This is a genomic window from Streptomyces sp. NBC_00873 (assembly GCF_045207415.1).
Lineage (GTDB): Bacteria > Actinomycetota > Actinomycetes > Streptomycetales > Streptomycetaceae > Streptomyces.
Map to the genome: position 1 here is coordinate 300,481 of NZ_CP108803.1, position 21,711 is coordinate 322,191.

Annotated in this window: 16 protein-coding genes and 4 pseudogenes; 9 read left to right on the plus strand and 11 right to left on the minus strand. The window is 66.5% G+C overall.

Features of this window, described 5'->3' with window-relative positions:
• The first annotated feature begins 659 nt into the window (after positions 1–659).
• The 3 genes from OH809_RS01360 to OH809_RS01370 all read left to right on the plus strand — a co-directional run bounded on the left by OH809_RS01360 (position 660) and on the right by OH809_RS01370 (position 4,378).
• On the plus strand, positions 660–1,919 hold the full coding sequence (locus tag OH809_RS01360) for an esterase/lipase family protein (RefSeq protein WP_406415553.1): 1,260 nt from the start codon (positions 660–662) through the stop codon (positions 1,917–1,919).
• Between the two features lie 23 nt (positions 1,920–1,942).
• Positions 1,943–3,004 (plus strand): alpha/beta fold hydrolase, encoded by a 1,062-nt coding sequence (locus OH809_RS01365; protein ID WP_406415555.1) that lies wholly within the window; start codon positions 1,943–1,945, stop codon positions 3,002–3,004.
• 450 nt (positions 3,005–3,454) lie between these two features.
• Complete coding sequence (locus OH809_RS01370; RefSeq protein WP_406415557.1) at positions 3,455–4,378, plus strand: phosphotransferase; 924 nt, start codon at positions 3,455–3,457, stop codon at positions 4,376–4,378.
• Between the two features lie 240 nt (positions 4,379–4,618).
• On the opposite strand, the gene OH809_RS01375 is transcribed toward OH809_RS01370, so the two are convergent.
• Positions 4,619–5,032, minus strand: a complete 414-nt coding sequence (locus OH809_RS01375; protein WP_406415559.1) for a cytidine deaminase family protein — start codon at positions 5,030–5,032, stop codon at positions 4,619–4,621.
• Positions 5,033–5,511: 479 nt separating this feature from the next.
• On the opposite strand from OH809_RS01375, the gene OH809_RS01380 reads away from it, so the two are divergent.
• Positions 5,512–6,792, plus strand: a complete 1,281-nt coding sequence (locus tag OH809_RS01380) for an NAD(P)/FAD-dependent oxidoreductase (protein ID WP_406415561.1) — start codon at positions 5,512–5,514, stop codon at positions 6,790–6,792.
• Positions 6,793–6,975: 183 nt separating this feature from the next.
• Here OH809_RS01380 and OH809_RS01385 read toward each other — a convergent pair.
• A pseudogene (locus tag OH809_RS01385) lies at positions 6,976–7,319 on the minus strand (RNA-guided endonuclease InsQ/TnpB family protein); the annotation flags it as partial.
• A gap of 166 nt (positions 7,320–7,485) precedes the next feature.
• On the opposite strand from OH809_RS01385, the pseudogene OH809_RS01390 reads away from it, so the two are divergent.
• Positions 7,486–7,803 (plus strand): annotated as a pseudogene (locus tag OH809_RS01390) (RNA-guided endonuclease TnpB family protein); the annotation flags it as partial.
• Between the two features lie 286 nt (positions 7,804–8,089).
• On the opposite strand, the gene OH809_RS01395 reads toward OH809_RS01390, so the two are convergent.
• Together OH809_RS01395 and OH809_RS01400 are read right to left on the minus strand one after the other, a co-directional pair.
• A complete protein-coding gene (locus OH809_RS01395) occupies positions 8,090–8,593 on the minus strand; it encodes a DoxX family membrane protein (RefSeq protein ID WP_406415562.1) in 504 nt (167 codons plus the stop codon).
• Positions 8,594–9,083: 490 nt separating this feature from the next.
• Complete coding sequence (locus OH809_RS01400) at positions 9,084–10,022, minus strand: aromatic prenyltransferase (RefSeq protein WP_406514815.1); 939 nt, start codon at positions 10,020–10,022, stop codon at positions 9,084–9,086.
• A 395-nt stretch (positions 10,023–10,417) separates the two neighbouring features.
• On the opposite strand from OH809_RS01400, the gene OH809_RS01405 reads away from it, so the two are divergent.
• From OH809_RS01405 to OH809_RS01415, 3 genes are all read left to right on the plus strand, one after another.
• Complete coding sequence (locus OH809_RS01405) at positions 10,418–11,335, plus strand: aromatic prenyltransferase (RefSeq protein ID WP_406415566.1); 918 nt, start codon at positions 10,418–10,420, stop codon at positions 11,333–11,335.
• Between the two features lie 119 nt (positions 11,336–11,454).
• A complete protein-coding gene (locus tag OH809_RS01410) occupies positions 11,455–11,583 on the plus strand; it encodes a hypothetical protein (RefSeq protein WP_406415567.1) in 129 nt (42 codons plus the stop codon).
• A 124-nt stretch (positions 11,584–11,707) separates the two neighbouring features.
• A complete protein-coding gene (locus OH809_RS01415; RefSeq protein WP_406415569.1) occupies positions 11,708–13,291 on the plus strand; it encodes a DUF6851 domain-containing protein in 1,584 nt (527 codons plus the stop codon).
• Between the two features lie 179 nt (positions 13,292–13,470).
• Here the strand turns inward: OH809_RS01415 and OH809_RS01420 are convergent, their stop codons facing one another.
• The 5 genes and pseudogenes from OH809_RS01420 to OH809_RS01440 form a co-directional block, all read right to left on the minus strand.
• The gene (locus OH809_RS01420; protein ID WP_406415570.1) at positions 13,471–14,112 is read right to left on the minus strand and encodes a TetR/AcrR family transcriptional regulator; all 642 of its coding nucleotides are present in this window, start codon (positions 14,110–14,112) and stop codon (positions 13,471–13,473) included.
• A gap of 37 nt (positions 14,113–14,149) precedes the next feature.
• A complete protein-coding gene (locus OH809_RS01425) occupies positions 14,150–14,659 on the minus strand; it encodes a sigma factor (RefSeq protein ID WP_406514816.1) in 510 nt (169 codons plus the stop codon).
• A 12-nt stretch (positions 14,660–14,671) separates the two neighbouring features.
• On the minus strand, positions 14,672–14,794 hold the full coding sequence (locus OH809_RS01430; protein WP_406415572.1) for a hypothetical protein: 123 nt from the start codon (positions 14,792–14,794) through the stop codon (positions 14,672–14,674).
• A 511-nt stretch (positions 14,795–15,305) separates the two neighbouring features.
• Positions 15,306–16,691 (minus strand): MFS transporter, encoded by a 1,386-nt coding sequence (locus tag OH809_RS01435; protein ID WP_406514817.1) that lies wholly within the window; start codon positions 16,689–16,691, stop codon positions 15,306–15,308.
• An 860-nt stretch (positions 16,692–17,551) separates the two neighbouring features.
• A pseudogene (locus OH809_RS01440) lies at positions 17,552–18,119 on the minus strand (2-oxoacid:acceptor oxidoreductase family protein); the annotation flags it as partial.
• 586 nt (positions 18,120–18,705) lie between these two features.
• Between OH809_RS01440 and OH809_RS01445 the strand changes: the two are divergent.
• Positions 18,706–18,954, plus strand: a pseudogene (locus OH809_RS01445) (IS982 family transposase); the annotation flags it as partial.
• A gap of 377 nt (positions 18,955–19,331) precedes the next feature.
• On the opposite strand, the gene OH809_RS01450 reads toward OH809_RS01445, so the two are convergent.
• Together OH809_RS01450 and OH809_RS01455 are read right to left on the minus strand one after the other, a co-directional pair.
• Positions 19,332–20,600, minus strand: a complete 1,269-nt coding sequence (locus tag OH809_RS01450) for a cation:proton antiporter (protein WP_406514818.1) — start codon at positions 20,598–20,600, stop codon at positions 19,332–19,334.
• 237 nt (positions 20,601–20,837) lie between these two features.
• On the minus strand, positions 20,838–21,602 hold the full coding sequence (locus OH809_RS01455; protein ID WP_406514819.1) for a helix-turn-helix transcriptional regulator: 765 nt from the start codon (positions 21,600–21,602) through the stop codon (positions 20,838–20,840).
• Between the last annotated feature and the right edge of the window lie 109 nt (positions 21,603–21,711).

Below are 21,711 nucleotides of genomic sequence, written 5' to 3' on the forward strand. Positions count from 1 at the left end.
ATCGGCCGCTGCCGCAGGGGCTACGTCGTCGTCATCACCGTCGGGCTCCCCACCGGGCTTCGCCGGTTCCGGAAACCTCGTCCGCGTCCACCGCGTCGGCGTGGACAGCCCCACCGTTCCTGGGCAGTGAGCAGGAGTGAGTCCTGGCTCACCGGCACGCCCCGAACGGTCTTGGGCGCACTGGTACTCCGCTTTCGCGTCCCGGTCGGCGACGCATATCCCGTATGCGGTCCGTCCCGGGCGGGCGGAATCCCTACGACCTGGCCATATGGGTGTGGCCAGAGGCGACGGGGAGGCCCCGAACCATCTCGCTGGTGACACGGGGGCCCCGACTGCTGACGCCACACCCGGCGTCCCAGATCGCACCGAATACGTTACGCACACCCCGCAGGACATACCCGCAGCTTGTGAAACCGTTCACCCCATCGTGCCCATGTTCGCCAAAACGATGTGCTTGCTCAGCAGTTGTGAACCCTTCGGAAATGCCCCCCGCATCACCGAACCCCTCTCCGGGGAGCCCACGCGTCCCTCAGCGCATGGCGACACCGCACACCCCCCGACCCGCATCTATGGCCGTCCGCCCCATGGGGGAGGTCTCCCGCACCGCCCTACCGTGGCGGACCTGGACCACCGAGCCCGCCCCGGACGGGAGAGCCGCGATGCGCAGAATAACGAGCACCCTGCTCGGCCTGCTTCTCACACTGCTGAGCCTCGGAGCAGCCACCACACCGGCCCACGCCGCCCCACCCACCTATCTCACCCTCGAAGCCACCTACACCACCGTTGCCAACGGCTGGGACCGCGTCGACCGCTACCTCGACACCACCAGCGGTTTTCATTCCGAGCAGTACCCCCCGGACGGCCGTGGCGACCAGGACGGCCAGCGACGCACCTTCTTCAGCGGCGTCAAGCAGCCCTACTCCGGCCGTTTTCTCCTCTACTCCGCCCCCGGCTGGAACAGAGGCAGTCGCCCGACCCCCGTCCTCCTCGTCCACGGCGCCAACGACAACGCCGACCGCGCCTGGGCCAACCCCGGCGAAGCCGGTGGCTACGGCTGCGGCACCATCTCCTGCCCCAGCACCGGACTCATGCAGTACCTCGCCGACCGCGGCTACCGCGTCTTCGCGATCAACTTCGCCCATAAGCAGGGCGACAACCTGATGCAGGCCCAGCAGGTCGGCGACGCCATCGCCGTCATCAAGGACCGGCTCGGCGTCAGCCAGGTAGACCTCGTCGGCTGGAGCAAGGGGGAGATGTCCACCCGAGCCTACGTCTCCTCACTGCACCCCACTTGGGGACGTCCCTACGCCGGAGACGTACGCCGCCTCATCACTCTCGGCGGCCCCAACGGCGGCTACGACTACCCCTACGCTCATGGCTGGGCCCACGACTTCAGCGTCTGGCCCCAATGCGGCGGCAGCGTCAACGCCCCCTCGCCCCACCTCTACATGACCTGCTACGGCACCTACACCGCACACCCCGAATTCGCCTTCGCTCCCACCAGCGGCTACGACGCCTATCCCGGACAGCGCCAGATGCTCGCCCGCTGGGACACCGCCTACGGCATCGACATGACCCAACAAGACTGGTACACCACCTACCACGGTGGCCAGGGCGTCTACACCTCCGGCAGTGGCATCCAGACCGCCATCGACGCCGGCTCCCTGATCACCCCCCTCCACAAGGCAGGCATCCCCGGCACCGTCGCCACCTACCTCCTCGCCGGCGGATCCCCCAACGTCCTCGGCATCTACAACGAGAACCGCGGCCCCAGCGACGGCGTGGTCTTCGTCAACAGTGCCCTCGACCGCACCGGCATCGCCAACGTTGCCGGCAACTCCCTCATCGCCACCGCCAACCACCTCCAACTTGGCTGGAACTCCTCCGCCTGCGCCCAGATCGCCGCCTGGCTCGGCTGACCTGCCACTCCCAAGGACGGACCATGACCGCACCCGCACTCCTCCCCGGCATCCACGCTCGACTCATCACCACCCCCCGGCTCACCCTCAACCTCCTCGAACTCCCCGACCGGACCGGCGAACCCGTCCTCTTCGTCCACGGCAACGTCTCCGCCGCCACCTTCTGGCAGCAGGCCATGCTCGACCTGCCCCAGGCCTACCGCCCCCTCGCCGTCGACCTCCGCGGCTTCGGCGGCACCGACCCCCTTCCCATCGACGCCACCCACGGCCTCCGGGACTACAGCGACGACCTCACCGCCCTACGCGACACCCTCGCCCTCGACCGCGTCCACCTCGTCGGCTGGAGCATGGGCGGCGGCATCGCCCTCCAGCACCTCCGCGATCACCCCACCGCCGTCCGCAGCCTCACCCTCGTCAACCCCGTCTCCCCCTACGGCTTCGGCGGCACCCACGGCCCCGACGGCCGACTCAACCACCACGACGGCGCCGGCTCCGGCGCCGGCACCGTCAACCCCGAATTCGTCCGGCGCCTCACCGAAGGCGACCGCAGCGAGGACTCACCACTGTCCCCCCGCGCTGTCCTTGCCTCCAGCTATGTAAGACCGCCGCTGCGCCCCGCACTCGAGGACGCCTTCGTCGACGCCATGCTCTCCACCCGCACCGGAGAAGACCACTACCCCGGCGACACCCGTCCCAGCGACCATTGGCCCGGCACCGCCCCCGGCCCCCGAGGTGTCCTCAACGCCATGGCCCCCACCCACTTCCGTATTGACGACCTGCACCGGATCGACCTCAAACCGCCCATCGGCTGGATCCGCGGCACCGACGATCTCATCGTCTCCGACACCTCGCTCTTCGACCTCGCCCACCTCGGTGCACTCGGCGCCGTACCCGGCTGGCCCGGCGCCTACCACTGCCCTGCCCAACCGATGCTCGCCCAGACCCGCCACGCACTCGATCACTACGCCGCCGCGGGCGGACACGTCCGCGAAACTGCCATCCCCGACGCCGGCCACGCCGTACACATCGACAAACCCAAGGAGTTCACCGCCGCCCTCCTGGACACCCTCACCGCGGGCCGGTGAAGCGGCCCGGCACAAGGCCAGACAGACCGACGAGGTTGCCCGCGTCCGTCAGGATCAGCAGCGTGTCCGTGGTTCCTCGTCCACCGGCTTCACGCCAGGTCGGTGCTCTCGCTGCGGGCGGTGTCACATCGTGGCTGCAGCGTGCTCCGTTGCCGCGTCCCGGCCTTCGCAGGTACATCACGAGAAGTGACGAACCCCGCAACACTGCCCGGGGATATTTCGCTCCGAATCCACCACCGGCAAGCACCTGAACTGCGGAAACGCGGTAAGTCACCGGCATTGCAGCCCAGAAGGCTCTTTCGCATTACTGGCCACCAACTGACCCCGCCCCAACCGAAACCGCGAGGCTAGGTCCTGTCCGACAGGTCACGAGCCCGGTCGAACGGTCTCGGGCGTGAGGGCCGCGAAACTCCGTTGCCTACTGGCAAAGGGCGGCTTACGGTCTTGATCATGCTGCCTCCGGTGGAAACAGACGAACAGTGGGATGCGGTCGTTCCTGACGAGACGGTGATGCGGCCTGGAGTGGAGGCCCTTTGTGCACGCGTCGGTCTTGCCGACGCACCGCTGACTCGCTTCCCGGACGGGTCGCAGCCGGTATACGCGGTGGGCGACGAGCATGTCCTCAAGCTATTCCCCGGAGCCGCTGCACAGGACGGCGTCGCTGAAGGCCGTGTTCTGTCCTATCTCCAGGGGCGGCTACCAATAACGACGCCGCAGGTGCGCGAGTTCGGCCCGTACGAGAACGGTTGGCAGTTCGTCCTGATGTCCCGGCTCCGCGGCGAAAACCTGGCCCACGCCTGGGACCGCATACCGCAGGCCCACCGTGAACGGCTCGTCGCCGAGATCGGAGAGGCCCTCGCAGTTCTTCACTCTCTTGATCCCGGTCCCCTCGAGGACGTCCTCGGTCCTGGAGACTGGGGCGCCTTCCTGGACCGCCGGCGTGAAGGCACCGTGGAACAGCAGCGCGCACACGGACTGCCGGCCGGCTGGCTGGAGCAGATCCCGGAGTTCCTCGCCTCGGTCCCCCTGTCACGCGCCCCACACCGTTCCCTGCTGCACACCGAGGTCATGCAGCAGCACTTCCTCGTTGATCCCGACGGGTGGCGCCTGACCGGACTCTTTGACTTCGAACCGGCCATGATCGGTGACCGCGCATACGACTTCGTTGGTGTCGGCTTGTTCGTCACCCGAGGTGATCCGGAACTGCTGGCCCGGCTCGCCAAGTCGTATGGCCACATCTTCGAACCGACCGAACTGCTCGCGTACACGTTGCTACACGTCTACAGCAACCTCCCCTGGTACATGCGGGAATTGCACGTACCCGCCGAAGGAACGCTGCCTTCGCTCGCTGAGGCATGGTTCACCGCGGCGTGACGCAGGCGAACGTGCGTTTGCCATATCGGCGGACGCGGCGGCCTGTTCCCTCTCCGAATGGCAGGCCACCAGCGTGGCGTCGCTCCCAGCTACCTTCACTGCTGGCCCACGCTTCATAGTGGCCGGGGCGGGGTGTGCGGCGGGAGACGGGACCGGAGGGCCGCTGCGAACGATCGCGATCGTCAGGTGCATGATGCCTGTTGTCGGCTGCCGGTATCAGCCCATGCTGAGTGGAGCGGTTTACTCGGCCTCGAGTTGGTGGTCGGCCCAGATGTAGCTTTCGGGCAGCAAGTCGGTGATAAGGACGGTTCGGATGCGGTCGTCTTCGCCGACGATGACCTTGAGGGCGGGGAAGTAGTCAAGAAGGACCTGACGGCACCGGCCGCACGGGGGAACAACACCTCGGTCGCGGTCGCCCACGGCGACGATTGTGTGCAACTCGTAGGCACCCTGTGCGGCTGCCGCGCCGATGAGTACCAGCTCAGCGCAGGGGCCTCCCGTGAAGTGGAAGGCGTTCACCGCGGTGACGATCCGGCCGTCCTGGGCGCGGGCTGCGGCTGCCATGGTGTGGTTGTCGCCCCGGCAGCGAGTGCGAGCCACGTGAGCCGCGGCCTGGATGAGTTCGTGGTCGACGTGCTGGGTCTGCATGGTCATCTTCTCTGCCTTCGTCGGGTGTCAAGCGACGTTGACCCGCGTGACGAGGGTGCGCAAGCGAATATCGGCGGTGTGCTTGTTCCGCCAGATGATGTAGCGGTGCCCGCACGCCACCACTCGCTTCAGACAGCAAACCAACAGCAGCTCACATCCCCACTGACCAGCACCGAAACACCACACCACCGACTCTCACCACCACCGACACCAAACCGAGAGATCGCACTTGTCTGCCAGCGCCTCGAAGTCCTGTTTCTCCAGGGCTTGGGCGAGCCCGGGAAGCTGTTCAAGGACCTCACCTCAGCGACGTGCGACGGCTTGGGATCCCGACCTGTCTCGGCGGGTTCCCCGCTGAGCAATCTGGGCGAAGACACCGACTGATTGATCCCTGCACTCTGGTCTGTGAACACGCTCCGCGGGAGCTGAAGAAGTCTTCACGCGACTCGCGAGTGCGGCCGGATCGGAACTGGGGAAGGTCTCGCATGTCGTCCACTCTCTTCGGGTTTTCTGGCGATTTCGACGTTATCGTCATCGGCGGCGGACCCGCCGGTGCGACCACCGCAGCGCTTCTCGCCAAGCGCGGACACCGTGTTCTCGTGCTCGACCGTGAGAGATTCCCCCGGTATCACGTCGGGGAATCACTCATCCCTGGCGTCATGGTGCCCATGGAGGAACTCGGCCTGAAGGAGCGCATGGAGGCCAAGGGGTTCGAGCGCAAATATGGTGGCACTCTGGTCTGGGGCAACAACGAGGTCCCGTGGAATTTCTCGTTCACCACGGGCGGTCGTATCCCCTACGCCTTTCACACGCGCCGTGCCGACCTGGACGCGCTGATTCTGGACCGGGCCCGCGAGCTGGGTGCCTTCGTCGTGGAGGACGCGACGGTGAAGGAGTCCATCGAGGAGGACGGCCGCGTCGTCGGCGTCCGCTACGCCCTGCGCGGCCTCAACGAAATCCACGAGGCCAGGGCCTCCCTGGTCGTCGACGCCTCCGGGCAGGCCCGCGTGCTCGGCCGGAAGTACTCCGAGGTCAACTGGAACGAGCAGCTGCGCAACGTCGCGGTGTGGACGTACTTCGACAACTGCCACCGCCTCCCGGGCGACGAGTGGAGCAACATCCTCATCGAGGGAACCCGGGACGGCTGGTTCTGGGGTATTCCGATCGACAAGGGCGTCTTCAGCGTCGGTTATGTGACGCGTTCGGAGCTCGCGAGCGCGTCCGACAAGTCCCTCGAGGCCCTCTTCGAGTCCGAGATCGCACACACCACCAAGCTCAAGGACCTTCTCAAGGACGCGACCCAGGCCGCGGGTTACCGCTCCGCGCGCGACTGGTCGTACACCAATGAGCGCTTCCACGGAAACGGCTGGGTTCTGGTCGGCGACGCCGCCGCCTTTGTGGACCCGCTGTTCTCGACCGGTGTCGCGCTCGCGACCCTGGCGGCCAGCACGCTGTCGAAGGTCGTCGACCAGATACTCCGGCACCCGGAAATCGAGGAGAAGGCGCTCGACCGGTACTCCACCGCGTACCAGGACTTCTTCCACGACATCCGCAGGTTCGTGGAGAGCTTCTACGACCGCTCGAAGACCAAGGGCTTCTATTTCAACATGGCCCAGGACATGATCGACCCCGACAAGAAGAACGACGCGGAGGTCGACTTCGTCAAGCTGATCTCCGGACTCAGCGGACGGCAGGGCGGATTGTTCGAGCTCAACCTTGACGACCTCATCGAGGACGCCACGGGTCCGTCCACCGCCGGGCACTGACGTCCAGGGTTCCGGAACGGACGGTCAGAACGGGACGAGGGTGCAGTCAGTCTCCGTGAACGGGGACTGACTGCGAGTTCCGTTTCCAGTCCCCGCCCGTCAAGTGAAGCAGGCCGCCGCGCTTGCGCATGGCCATCAAGCGTACCCGTGACTCCTCCCCCTCGTGAACGAGGGGGCTTCTCGTTACGCCGGGTTGGCGTTTCGATGGACCAGCCCGGCCCGTAGAACGTTCAGGGCGCCTACTGTGTCGGCGTACGCGGTGTGGCCGCATGCGACGCAGTGGAACTTCTCCTGTGTGGGCCGGTTCTCCTTGGCGGTGTGCCCGCATCCGGGGCATCGCCGCGAGGTGTTGCGGGGGTCCACAGCGATCACTTCCCGTCCGGCGCTTTCAGCCTTGGCGTTCAGGATCGTCAGGAACACCCCCATCCGGCATCAGCGATCGAGCGGTTCAGCCCGGCCTTGGACGCGGCCCCGTTCGGCAGGAAACCGCCCGGCCGGTCGGGGCCGGGCTTCGGCGCGGCGGCCTGCGGACCAGCTTCGTGACGGTCGACTTGTGCTTCGCGGCCAGGGGTCTTGAGCATCGACGTCTCCCTGCCCCGGCGCAGCACGCCCAGCCGTGTCACGGCCTGGGCGTAGGTGGCACTGGACGAACCCGCGATACTCCGAACCGTACTTCGCGACGGTGGTGAAGTCCTCCGGGCGTTCGACCCGGAGCGTCAGGGCCGCTGGTCGTTCTCCTCCCAGCAGGCGACGCTGCGGCGTTTGGACAAGGCGTTCGCCGCGTTCTTCCGCCGTGTCAACAATGCCGAGACGCCGGGGTACCCGCGCTTCAAAGGCGTCGGGCACTACGACACGGTCGTCTTCCCGAAGGACGGCGACGGCTGCCGCTGGGACTCCACCCCGCACGACCTTGTCACCCGCGTCCGCCTCCAAGGGGTCGGGCACGTCAAGGTACACCGGCACCGGCCGGTGGCCGGCAAGGTCAAGACCGTCAGCGTTCTACGGGCCGGGCTGGCCCGTCGCGAAGCCCAACCGGCATAGCGAGAAGCCACCCCCCTCAGGGGGTCGAGGAGTCACGAAGACGTTCCGGCACACCGTGCCGGCCGGCCTCGGACCCGGCGCGGTCACCGTCCACGACCGCTGCCAGGCCTACGTTGGCACGCGACTGGGCGAGCTGAAGCAAGCACCAGCTGTGCCTGGCCCACGTGCGACCTCACCGGCGCAGCCGAACTCTCACAGATCCGGCGCGCATCGCCCGCCTCGACGTACGACGGCACGACCGACTCGGCGGCACCCTTCACGAATGCCAGCCTGCCGTTTGACTTGCACGGATGGGGTTCTCGGCAGGCGCAGGCCGGTTCCGTGACTTCGATTGACCAATAATCACAAGAGCAGCCGCCACGATCACCAAGTTCTTGAGAATGTACTGCCCTTCAAGGGTTCCAATACAGAGAGACTCCCAGGTTTCTCTCGGGAAAACAAAGAGCGGAGTGAACGTTCCTGCCATATGCCCGAGGAGTATCATGATCGTCAGAGAAGGCGCTTTCCCGCTGATCAAGAGTACCCCGATCACGGCTTCCAGTGCTCCGGTCAGGACGGAAGCAACCGTTCCATGGATGATCCCGAACGTCAGTCTCTCCACAGTTTCCGCGACCAGTGGTTCCGCAGGACTAACCCCCGGGAAAAACTTGGGCACTCCGAACCACAGGTAGATGATTCCTATAGAGATCCGAAGTGCCGTGATCCCGAATGAGGCACCGAGTTTTTCGAGGAAGCGAGCAACCTGTCCAAAGGTGCGCATGGGCCTTGACCCCCCGCATGTATCTCACTATCCGGCTGATTTTCCTTGAAGATCTCATGTCCCGCTTAAGACTTGGTGGAGACACGGCAGGGCGGCACTGTCAGGTTGCCCGAGAAAGGCCTCGTGCGACGATCTTCGGGTTGATCGTCTGGGGAATGCCAAACGGCTGCGCCACCGACGGGACCGGGCTGAGCTCCTGGCGGGAGAGGACCAGCAGCACACCGGGCCCGTGGAACGCGGCGCACCCGCGGCGTCACGCGACGGCCGCCCTCGATCGGTCGACGACATTACGGGCGAACCTCCGAACCGATCAACGGCCGAAGCCCGCTGACGCATCGAGGTCAACCACACCTCACGAGACTCGGAATCGGCGAGGCGTGCGCCCTGTGATGGATTGAGGCAGGCAATCGACACCGGTACGCGAAACGCCTGGTGATCACGGTTCAACAACCGCCGATCCACCAGGCGTTCTCACGTTCCGGGCGAAACGCTACTGGCCGGCATCAGGGGACGACGACACGCCGGAGCCCGCGGGGCCGAGCAGCACCTTCGCCTCCAGGGAGCCCTCGCTCAACTGGTAGTACGTCTGGAGCTTGAAGTATTCCCCGCCGGCATACGATGCGACGTTGTAGAGGCCCTGACCGGGGGAACGGTACGTGTACGGAACGTTTTTCGCGAACTTCTCAATCTTCGGATCGACTTCAACGCGAGTGGGAAGTGCCCTCACATCCGGGACCATGGTGGCAAAGGTGATCCGCTCGATCTTCGGAGAATCCCAGCTCAGGGTGGTATAGATGCCGACCGCCTGCTGGGCGAGCTTGAGCATCTGCTCACTCGGATCCGGCAGCCCCAATTCGCGCAGCATCGACCGGACGGTCTCCGGTTCGCGGCACTCAGCGGGTGCCTGAAGGAAGTAGACATTCACCGTTCTGCTCGCGTAGTCGATCCCGATCATGCTGTTCTTGTCGTCCAGGCCGTAGCGGGCGTAAAACCCGAGGTTCTCGGCCAGACTGCGCGGCATGGACGGGATGTCGGCAAGCTTCGACAGCTTCTGCAGATCATCCACAGGGAGGAACGTCCAGGTCTTCTTGAAGCCGCCAACGACTCCGAAGTCAGTACCGTGGGCAGTAATAGGCAATCTTTCCTGGACGTCCGAGAGCAGAGTGCCGACCGGATGGTCCGTCTCCGGAGCGAGGCCGTTCGACACCGCGAAGGCATATGGATTGACGTCCGCGGGAAGCGCCGTGAAGCGGCAGTCCAGATCTCGCGTGGCGCGCGTCGTCACCCTGAAAGCGACAACGGTCTTCGGGAGGGCATCCTCGTACGCGGTCAGGATAGGCCAGACCTTGTCACGCGAGGGAGATATATCCAGCAGTCCAGCTGTTTCCTCGATAACAGAGTAAAGACCTTCCATATCTGTCCTGGTCATTCGTCCTCCAGTGTCGATCTGGGCATCTATGTGAATCAGGGCAGATGATTCGCAGTGGCCGGCTGGACATTTGGTTTGGTCTACTCGTTGACGATCTGACGAATGACCGATTGGCGACCGCATTGCCGAGGACCAGGACCGAAGCAGCCGCAGCGACCGAACGAATCGGCACCATCCCGCCCGGGCCATAAGAACATCGTCCGGGTGAGCCGTGCCAACACCAGGCATGGCGTGTCCCATTTTCACCGCTCCGTGAAGTGTCGACGCCGGGTACTGTGCGTGTCAAGGTGATCGCTAATCTTAGTTGATTTCGAGTGGCTCTCTAGCGACGGGCAGTAAGGTAGAGCAGGATTCCACGTGGAAACAATTGTCGACGTCGACTGCATGGAGTATTGATGTCCGGAGGCATTACGACGGAAGAGCTGTACTCGGCCATTGAGGAATCGGCTCGACTGGTGGATGCGCCCTTTTCACGCGACAAGGTCTGGCCGGTCCTGTCCGCATACCGGGACGGATTCGGGGCGGGCGGGGTTATTTTCAGCCTGCAGGCCGGTGAGCGCGTAGAGGAGCTTGAATACACCGTCCAGGTTTCTCCAGGGATCGATGATCCCTATGCCCATGCTCTGTCGAACGGCTTTGTTGCGGAGACGGACCATCCCGTCAGCGCCCTGCTCTCGGACATCCAGGCGCGAATCCCCGGCGGCGAATACTATATTGACTGCGGAGTCGTTGGCGGTTTCAAGAAGATCTACGCGAACTTCCCTCATGACGCGCAGAAGGTGTCAAAGCTTGCCGGCATCCCCTCCATGCCGCGCGCGGTGGACGAGAATTCCGATTTCTTCGCCCGCTACGGTCTGGAAGACGTGGTGCTGATCGGGGTCGACTACAAGCACAGAACAATGAATCTGTACTTCCAGCTCCCCGCTGCCACTGCAGGCAACCTCGAGCCGAAGACCGTCCTGTCCATGCTTCGCGAAACCGGGATGCACGAACCGGACGAGCAGATGCTGGCGTACGCAGCCAAATCGTACAGGATCTATACCACCCTCAGCTGGGATTCTTCGGAAATCCACCGGGTCTCCTTTGGCCCCAAGCCGCGTCGCGACATGGATCTGTCGGCACTTCCCGCCCGGCTGGAACCGAGGCTCGAGCAGTTCATGAGGACCACTCCGCACAAGTACGCCGGCGATCTCATCAATGCTTCGGCTGCCAAGTGGTCGCACGACAGGGAATTCCTTGATCTTGCAGCGTACTATCAGATTTCGCCTCTGCATTTGAAGGCATTGACGGCAGCCGGCGAAGAACAGGAATAACGGGCGCATCCGCTCTTATGGAAGCGCCGGAACAGTCGGTGCGTGCAATGGACCTGGGCCAACGCCACCGGACCTCGCCTTTGACTGCGGAGCCCTCTTCTGAAAAAAGGACACACCCCGTGACGACATCCGGTCGCGCCCAGCAGATCCCCTTCGACTTCGACAACGGCAACTTCATCCGGGACCTGGTCACCACCCACGGCGGCGGGGGCTTTCCTCCGGCGGACGCCATGGCCCCAGGGGACTGACCCTTCCCACCGCGGCGGCGGGCACCGCCCCCGCAGCCCGCCGCCCATTTCCCAAAAAGATCCGTCCCCAGAGACCTCACCTTCAGAAGCGGAACATTCTCTTCAAGGGATAAGGAACACAATCATGACGACGTCCGGACATTCTCCTGTCTCAGGCTTCTCACCGCGGCGCAGAACGCTGCTGTTCGGTGGGCTCGGCGGTGCCGCAACCGCGGCGCTGACCACGCTGGGTTACACCGGCACGGCCGCCGCGAGCCAGAGCGACAAGCCGCTCAAGGTCGATTTCGACTTCGACACCGGCAACTACCTCGAATGGGCGCAGCCCAGCGACGACATGGCCGGGATGTCGCCCAACGCAGATCTGTTCGGCCCCATGGACGTGACCGTATTCCTCTGGATCAACCGCTTGACGGCGCTCGCGGTGTTCGACGCGCTGGCGCCTTACCACGAGACCGCGGTCGGCGTGTACTCCCGGATCCGACGCCGCCCCTCCAGCGAGTCCGCCACCAACCGAAACATGAACACCGCCGCCATCCACGCCACGTACCGGGTGTGGAAAGAGGTGCTGCCGACGAAGATGGCGTCCGTGCGGGCAATGATGACCGCGCTCGGCTTGAACCCTGACGACGAGTCGGAGAATCCGACCACTCCGGTCGGCATCGCCAACATAGCCACCAAGGCCGTCTGGGAGGGTCTCAAGAACGACGGCATGAACTTCCTCGGCTACGAGGGCGGCCGCCGGTACAACCCCAGGCCCTGGTCGGATTACACCGGCTACGAGCCCGTGAACACTGCCTTCGAGCTGGTCAACCCCTCGCGCTGGCAGCCGCAGCTGGGTCCTCACAACGGCCGCCGCCTCGGCGGGGGCCACGGTGACATGGGCATCTTCGTCGTCCAGCACATGGTCACCCCGCACCTCGGGCAGGTCAAGGCCCACATCTTCAAGAACCCGCGCCAGTTCGACCTCGCTCCGCCCACGCACACCGACCACACCCGGCCCACGGATTACAAGCGCTCCGTGGACGAGATCCTGGAGGCGTCGGCCGCGCTCACCGACAAGCAGAAGATGCTCGCGGAGGTCATGGACAACAAGGTCTGGGGCATCGGCCACTCGGCGATCGTCATGGCTCGGAAGCACGACCGGAACGGCGAGTTGGGCATGCACGGGTGGATTCACTATCTCCTCGAGCACATCCTGGCGACGTTCGAACCGACGATCGTCGCCTGGCATCACAAGGTCAGGTACGACTCCGTGCGGCCGTTCAGCGCCATCCAGCACGTGTACGGCAGCCGAAAGGTGACCGCCTGGGGCGGACCCGGCAAGGGGACGGTCAACGACATGCCCGCCGACCAGTGGGCCGGCTACCTGAACGTGAGTGACCACTCGGAGTACCCGTCGGGCTCCACGACGCTCGCCGCCGCGTCGGCGCAGTCCGCACGGCGCTACTTCGGCACCGACGTCCTGGACTGGAGATTCACCATTTCTGCCGGCAAGTCGCTGGTGGAGCCGGGGGTCACCCCCGGAAAGGACCTCGAGCTGCACATTCCCACCTGGACCGAGTTCAGCAGGATCTGTGCCAACAGCCGGGTGTGGGGCGGGGTCCACTTCCAGAAGACCGTCGACAGGTCCCTGACGCTCGGCGCGCAATTCGGCGACCTGGCCCACGAGTTCGTGCAGCGGTACGTCAAGGGCGACGTCAAGAACTGACAGTCCGGCATTCGAACGCCTTCTGGGAACTACCGCTCCCTCGGAACGCCGTTGACAAGGGATCGGGGCCTCCCGGCACTCGGTTGGTTTCGCAGTCCACCGAGCTACCGAGAGGCCCTGCCTTCATGCTCTCACTGGGAGAAGGTCACCGAGGCTCAACCTGACGCCCGCCGGGCGCCCTACAGTGTCAGGCCGCGCTCCAGCACCGCCAGGGCCCGGTCGATCATCTCCAGCAGATCGTCTTCCTGAGTGTGGTCGCCCCACAGCACCTGGTGGAAACCGCCCGTCACGGCGCCCACCAGTACGCGGATTTCGAGGTCGTCCGCCGGCCGGCCGGCCCGTTCGGCGAGCACCGAGCTCGTGGCCTCGATCATCCTGTCCTGGGCCTCGCCCACCAGCGCCCGCACCGCGGGCACCTGGCGCACCAGCTCCCTCCGCCACCGGTACTCCGCGCTGAAATCGTCGGCGATCCTGCGCACCATCTCGGTCAGCGCCTCCCGCAGGGCGACCAGCGGCGGCTCGTCCGCCGGGCGGTCGCGGAGGAAGGCGATGCTGGACTTGGCGTAGTCGTCCGTCAGGACGATGTGTTCCTTGCTGGGGAAGTACCGGAAGACGGTGCTCGGCGAGACCTCGGCCGCCGCGGCGATCTGCTCGATGGTGGTGTTGTCGTACCCTCGCTCGTCGATCAGCCGACGGGCCGCCTCGCGGATCGCCTGGCGGGTGCGCAGCTTCTTGCGTTCGCGCAGGCCGAGGCCGGCTTCGGCGTCTGCGATCGCTGGTGACGTCGGTGTGCTGGACGTGGCAGAGGGCATACGGCTCATTATCGCGCACCATCGGCCGGGCCGGACAGCGCCTCGGTCAGGGCCTGATCTCCTGCCTCCTCACCCTTTGCCTTCCGGCTGTCCGGCAGCTTGAAGGCGGCGAGGACGGCCGCGGCGAGGCCGGCGATGACGGGCACGCTGAGGGGCAGACCCGCCAGCGCCAAAGATTTTTGGAAGTTGCAGTCAAATGATATTTCGTCGCATTTTCGGCTTCCTCGGCAGCCGGGACTTCATCGCCCTGCCGGGAGTCGGCCAACTCCGCCGACTGCTCCGGGTCCTGGTGAGGGCCGCCCAGCAGCGCCTCGGCAGGCCACGGCCCGACATGCGCCTGCCGCCGCAGGCGGGCCGACCGCAGGACATTGGTGGAGATCCGGGTGACCTCGGCCGCGAGATGGCCCTCGATCGACGCGGGCCGCGTCGGGGTGTCCGCCCAGCGCAGCCATGTCGCCTGGACCGCGTCCTCCGCCTCACTCGCACTGACCAATATCCGGTCGGCGATCGCGAACAGCAGCGGCCGCAGCTCCTCGAACTCCTCGGTCCTGGTCACCCCGGCTCCTCCTTAAAACCCGGGCTCCACAACGGGCAACGGCTTCCACGCGGGCTCCCGTTCGCTCTTGGCGGTGGTGATCTGGTGCACCATCAGGTCCGACTGTGCCTCGGCCACCGCCTGACCGAACGACACGGCACCAACCGTCGCCTGGTGCTCCCGGCCTCAGCCATCGCGCTCGCTCCCGAGACGAGACGGCCCGGACGGCTGTCACACAGAGAACGAAGAGAGTCGGGAACAGTTCGCGGGTGGCCGTCGCCCCATGTGCTCACAGGCAGGCGCGCCCGCCGTCGGGGGATGAAGACCGGCGGGCGCGCCCAGGGAGGGGGACTTGCGGGCTCGACCCTAGGAGCGGCAGATCAGAAAGTCTCGTACGTGCTGCGGAACTTCGAGCTCACTTGCAGCACGGCTCCAGGTCGAGCCGCCGCTGAGATCCTGCTGCTCCTGCTGTGCGGCGTACACCGCAGGGAAGGTCGCATGGCCCCGCACCCCGTCGCCAGCCGGCCCGAGCGCGATGAAACGAGCCGGAAAGCGACGAGACCGCCCTGCCCACCGGACTCACCGCATGACCTCGAAAGAGGTTCACCAAGCGGCCATCAGGTGCACTCCCACCCGCACGCCCATCATCGCGCCCTGATCAGCGCGATCACGACTGCTCGGAAACGAGGCCCGGAAGGGGCCGAGGCTCGGAATGCGGCTCAGCCCGCTGCCCTCGGCTCCGGGCGTGCAGCGTAAGCGTGGTCAGGAGGCCGACCCCGACCGGCACGGCGAGGACGAAAAGAACCGTGGCCAACGTCCAGCCCGCGTCGACCATCATGCCGCCGAGCAGACCACCGACCAACGGACCCAGCTTTCCCACGCTGTTCGCCCAGCTCACTCCGGTGGCGCGCGCGGACGACGGGTAGGCGACTGCGGCGATCGCCTGCAGCGCGGAGGTGACCGCCGGAAGGCAGAGCCCGAGGAGGAACGCCGTGGCGAGCAGCGGGGTGAATTGCGCAGCCCACAGGGCGGCCGCCCCGAGGCCGAGCGCGCTCATCACCCACAGGCCCGCCAGTACCCGGAACCGGTCGAATCGCTTGAGGACGAAGGACACCGAGAGCTGTCCCGTCAGGCCGCCCCACCCGAACACTGCGACGGACACTGCGGCCTGTGCAGCCGTCAGGCCCATGCGCTCGACCAGCAGGGGCAGGTAGCTGAGGATCACGAACACGACCCCCTGCGCCAGGAAGAAACACAGCCACAGCAAGAGAGTCGTGGGGGCGAAGCCCCGGGACAGAATGACCCGTGGCGCGGGCCGCGGGCGTCGCCGCACCGTGCTCTGGTCCCAGTCCACGCGGGACAGATCCTGGTCCGCAGCAACAGCGGCGAGGGCTCTTCGCAGCTCCGCCGGTGGCCGCCTGCGGGCGGCGAGCACGCTCACGGACTCCGGAATGAACAAGACGACCGCTGGGATCAGCAGCAGTGGAGCGATCCCGCACACACCCAGCAGCGTGGGCCAGCCGTATGCGGGAATGAGGGCCGAGGCGAGAATTCCGCCGACGGTGGTACCGGCCGTCACCCCGGCAAAGGCCAACGCGACCATCTGGACCCTGCGCTTGGCAGGCGTCCAGTCCGCGACAAGAGCCATCACGGTCGGCAGCACCGCGCCGAGCCCCAGGCAGGCCACGATCCGCAACCCGGCAAGGACGCCGATACCGTGCGCGAGCCCCATGCCGGCCGTGCCCAGGCCGAAGGCAGTGGTGCCTATGACGGTGACGCCTTTGCGTCCGTACCGGTCGGCGAGCGGACCGGCGGCCACACCACCGACGATCATCGCCGCGACCCCCAGCGTCACGGTGGCGGTCACGGTGTCGAGATCGGTTCCCCAGTCCTTCACGATCCTGGGATAGACGAAGGCGGCGATGGTGGTGTCCAGTCCTTCGGCCACCATCATGAGCAGGCACACCGCCACGATGAGCCGCTGCCGACGGCTCATCGGCTTCTGGTCGATGAACTCTTGCGGACCCCACTTTGCCGAGGCATCCGTGGTCATGGGCGGACCCTTTCGTCCGAAGGTACGTGGAACGTGCGCAGGCATGGATCGCGCGGCGAACGCGTACGGCTCGTGCGCAAAGACGCGGTTGGCGGGCGGGTCAGGCCGCAGATCCGAACGGGTATGACGGACCGCCCCGCCCGCTTCTTGCCGGGCGAGCGCGGCTGGTCGTCGACCAGCAGGACACGGATCATGCTGTTCGGTCCACGGGGAGTCCGGCCTGGCCGGTGCAGCCGCCCTCGCTGCGCGGCTCCGCCCGCAGCCGGCCGCCGAGCTCGGGTGACCCGTTCGAGCGCAGCACGCCTGTGGGGGCGACCCCCTAGCGCAGCCAGGCTCGTGCACCGCGTCCTCGACCTCGCTCACGCCGGCCTGGATCCGGTCAGTACGCGGCGGCCGCGGCTGCCACCGCAGCGGGAACACCCACGCGGACAGCGCGCATGCCCCGGCACGGACAGCGCGATGCCGTCGGCGTGGGGAGTAGTGCGCGACCGGGGGACGCAGTCTGCGGAATGCTCGCCGTCATCGGGGCCCAGGTCATACGACGGTCCAGGTGTCGCCGCCGGCGAGCAGCGTGGCGAGGTCGCCCTTGCCGTTCTGTTCGATGGCGGCGACGAGTTGGTCGGCCATCTGTGCGTCGTAGACGGGACGTTCGACGTCACGGAAGACGCCGATGGGGGTGTGGTGGAGGGTGTCGGGGTCGGCGAGGCGGGCGAGGGCGAATGCGGTGGTCGGGGACGTGGCGTGGGCGTCGTGGACCAGGATCTGGGACAGGTTGTCCTCGGTGACCGCGACGACCTTGAGGTCGCCGGTGGCCGGGTCGCGGACAACGCCCTTCGATCCGTCGGTGCCGAAGGTGATCGGCCACGACGGCAGGCCGAGCGCGAACATGTTCTTGCTCCGCTCGGCGTCCTTGCGCAAGAGGCCGAAGTCCTTCAGGGCCTCCCTGGTCAGCGTGGTCAGCGTGGTCAGCGGCACCGGGTGCACGCGATACCCGTCCAGCGAACCGTCCTCCAGCGGGTTGGCCGAGTAACCGACCCTCTGCATCGCCCGATTGGTGAACTCGTCGGTGTTGACGATGACTTCGGCGCCGCGCGGCAGGTCGGTGATGTTTGCCTTCAGGGCGGCCGGGTTCATCGCGACCAGCGCGTTCGGCGCGTCACCCGGGGTGAGGACGTCGTGGTCCGCGAAGTGCAGCTGGAAGCTCGAAACGCCCGGCAGCGTCCCGGCGGGCGCGCGGATCTCGGCCGGGAAGTTCGGCAGCGTCGAGAAGTCGTTGCCGTAGGAGGCCGTCTCCGAGGTGAAGCGGTCACCCGTGAGCTGCATGCCGTCACCGGAGTCACCCGCGAACCGGATGACCACCCGATCCAGACGCTGCACGGTCCTGCCGCCGGACCGAGACGGGTATCGGGTCACGCCGGCCACCCCCATGAGGTCCGGAATCCGGGACCGGAGCTGCGCCACGGGGCGGTTTGCACCTGGTGCGACGGTGTGGGCTCCGGGCGTCCTCCCCGCCGAGTCCGGCACAGGGACGCCGTACACACGCCCCGCTCATCGGTGGTGGTGCGCTCTCGGACGAAGGGGGCCAGGGACTGATCGTGACCCCTCGCAATCCGCGACGGATCGAGCATGAAAACTCCTCGGAAGAAAACTGTGAGCCCGGCAGGGGCTCGATGCGCTGGGTCGTGAGCCGGCGTCGGTGCCCGGCCCCGGGCGTCGCCGGGCGCCGGAGGCGCAGGTCTGGGGTGGACTCGCGCCAGGATCACGCTGCCTCGGCCTGCTCGGACGGCTTCCTGGCGGGGGTGCCTGGCGTGGGCAGTACGTTGGTCAGGTCGGCCGCAGCGCGAAGTCGTCCACCCCGACCGCCCTCGGCTCGGTCGCGGGCGGGTCGGGCAGGTCCATCGCCCGGCGCAGCAGCGTGCTGCAACTGGTCGTGATCCCCATCAGTTTCCCGCGAGCCGGGCTCCAGCCCGGCCGGCCGGCGTCGGCCCGATCGCACCCAGCACCGTACGCAGCTGTTCGGCCGACTCGCAAGGGCGAACGGCAGCGGCCCGGCGGATCCCTCTTCAAGCCGCTGCGGCAGGTCATCGAGTCGATCAACGAGTCATTCAAGAGACAGCTAGACCTCGAACGGCACCGAGGACGCACACCCGGCGGTGTCATCGCCCGTGTCATGCAGCGAATCCTCGCGCTGACGGCCGCGATCTGGCACAACGACGCCACCGGACAACACGTCCTCCGGTCGCTGACGGCCTACGATCACTGACCGTTCCTGGGCAGTGAGCAGGAGTGAGTCCTGGCTCACCGGTACGCCCCGAACGGTCTTGGGCGCACTGGTCCTCCGCTTTCGCGTCCCGGTCGGCGGCGCATATCCCGTATGCGCTCCGTCCCGGGCGGGCGGAATTCCTACGACCTGGCCATATGGGTGTGGCCAGAGGCGACGGGGAGGCCCCGAACCATCTCGCTGGTGACACGGGGGCCCCGACTGCTGACGCCACACCCGGCGTCCCAGATCGCACCGAATACGTTACGCACACCCCGCCGGGCATACCCGCAGCTCGTCGCGCCGTTCACCCAATCATGCCCATGTTCGCCAAAACGATGTGTCTGCCCAGCAGTTGTGAACCCCTTGGAATTGATCGTCTAGGCAGCCGTGCCTACTGTCCCTGGCTTGCGTTCGGATACGTCGGGTGCCTCGAGGTCGTTGCCCTTCGGCCGGCCGAGGATCCAGTTCAGCAGCGGACCTGTCATCGTGGTCGTGATCACGGCCATGACGACCATGAGCGAGTAGAGGCCCTGCCCGAGGAAGCCCAGTTGCAGGCCCACATTCAGGACGATGAGTTCGGTCAGGCCGCGGGTGTTCATCAGCGTGGCGAGCGCGGCGGACTGCCTCGCCGGCATCCCGTTCAGGCGGGCGGCGGCAAACGTCCCGGTGAACTTGCCGCCGACGGCCACGAGCAGGATCAACGCCAGGGCTCCCAGTCCGCCCATATCCAGCCCTGAGAGATCAACCTTGAGGCCGGCAACCAGGAAGAACACCGGCAGCAGCAGCGTGCCGGTCATCTGCCCCAGGCGGTCGTGCACTTCGGCGCGGAGCCGCTCGGTGCCGGTACGCGGGAGGATCACACCGAAGAGGAACGCGCCGAAGATGTAGTGCAACCCCATCCACTCGGTGGCGGCGGCCGACAGCAGCAGGCCCGCGAGGACGCAGGCGAACACGGTCGGGGTGAGCCGGAGTACGGGCCGGCGAGCTGCGAAGCGGTGCAGCAGGGGGCGCAGGACGAAGAGCATGCCCAGCAGGTACGGGATGGCGAGCAGGATGCGCCACTGGTCGGGGCCGGCCGAGCCGCTGATGGCGACCACGGCGGCGAGCAGAAACCACGCGAGGACGTCGTCGATGGAGGCGCAGGCCAGTGCCACCACGCCCAGCGGAGTGCGCATCATCTGCCGGTCGGTGAGGATGCGGGCCAGTACCGGGAACGCCGTGATCGACATGGCGATGCCCATGAAGAGCATGAACGCCGTCTTGTCGTCGGTGCCGTAGTCGTCCATCAGGTAGAGCGCCAGGAGCATGCCGAGGCTGAATGGCACCAGGATGGAGCTGAACGAGACGGTGGCGGCAAGGCTTCCATTGCCGCGGATCATTGTGGCGTCCCACTCCAGGCCGATGATGAACATGAAGATCGCGATGCCGATCGCGGCCAGGGCGCTGATCAGAGGCTGAACGGTGTCCGGGAAAAGGGCGTCGGAGATCGCCCCGTGGAACAGGGTCGGTCCCAGCGCGATACCGGCAAGGACTTCGCCTGTCACCGCCGGCTGGCCGAGCCGCCGGGCCAGCGCGCCGAGCAGGCGTGCCAGGAGCACGACGGCGGCGAGGCCGAGGAGAAGTGACGTGGTCTGATGTGTGTTCATCCGTTCTGTCTCCGTAAGCCGGGGTCCCTGCGCACCCGTGCGGGTAGCGCGGGCGAGCAGGCATGGCAGGCGGCGTGAGGTGGAGGCCGGCGCAGCAGAGCGCTGCTTGGTGTCCTGGCTCGCCGAGCGGCGCCGGTCACGGTTCGTTGCAGCTCGGCAAACGGGGACGTCAACCGGCAGAGGTTCGGCAGACGGGTGTGGCCGCCGGGGCGGAGGACGGGCCGGACTCGGCCGGGATCACGCCGCTGTCGGCTGCGGGTCGATGCCCATCAGGGCGGAGAGGATCGGCGGTCGGGTCCAGTCCATCGGGGACAAGGTGATGTTGAGGGGGCGCCCCGTATCGCCCTCCACCTGCACCGGGCCCACGGTGGCCATCAGCAGTGTGAGATCCAGATCGGTGGCGCTGTCGGGGTGCCTGCCCTGGGCTACCGCATGGATGTACCAAGTGCCCGTGGGGATCCGGGCCAGGGTGAAGTGTCCCGGCGCGGACGCGTTGCTCCAGGACGCGGGGATCCCCTGCAGTATGGCGCCGTCGAAGGCTCCGACATAGGCGTTCGAGAGTTCGGCCCCGGTGGTGCGCAGTACCCCCGTCACAGAGCCGGTGGACCGGGCCACCGGCACCGGCACGGACGCGGCTGACGCCGCTTCGGACAACGCGGGCTCCCGCGTTTCGCTGCAGGCTCCGAGCGACAACTTCCGGTACTGCGTGGGGGAGAGACCGACCGACTCGGTGAAACGGCGGGTGAAACTCCCCGTACTGCTGTATCCGACCCGCGCCGAGACGTCGGCGACATTGAGCGAGGTACTCAGTAGCAGACGCTTGGCCTCCTGGAGCCGCACAGCACTCAGGAACCGTCCTGGAGTGACACCGGTGACCCGGCTGAACACTCTCAGGAAGTGGTACTTGCTGACCATCACGCTCTGCGCAAGATCATCGAGGGTCAGCGGCTCCCAGAAGCGTTCGCGAATTGTGGTGACGGCATGCTGCATTAGGTGCTCCATGAAGGGCTCCTGGTCGCGATCATTTGGCCAGTACTGCCGCCAGAGATCTTGAAGGTGGTCAGCGATGCGACGGGGACCACTTGATCGGCGTGGAGCGCACGCAGGGCGG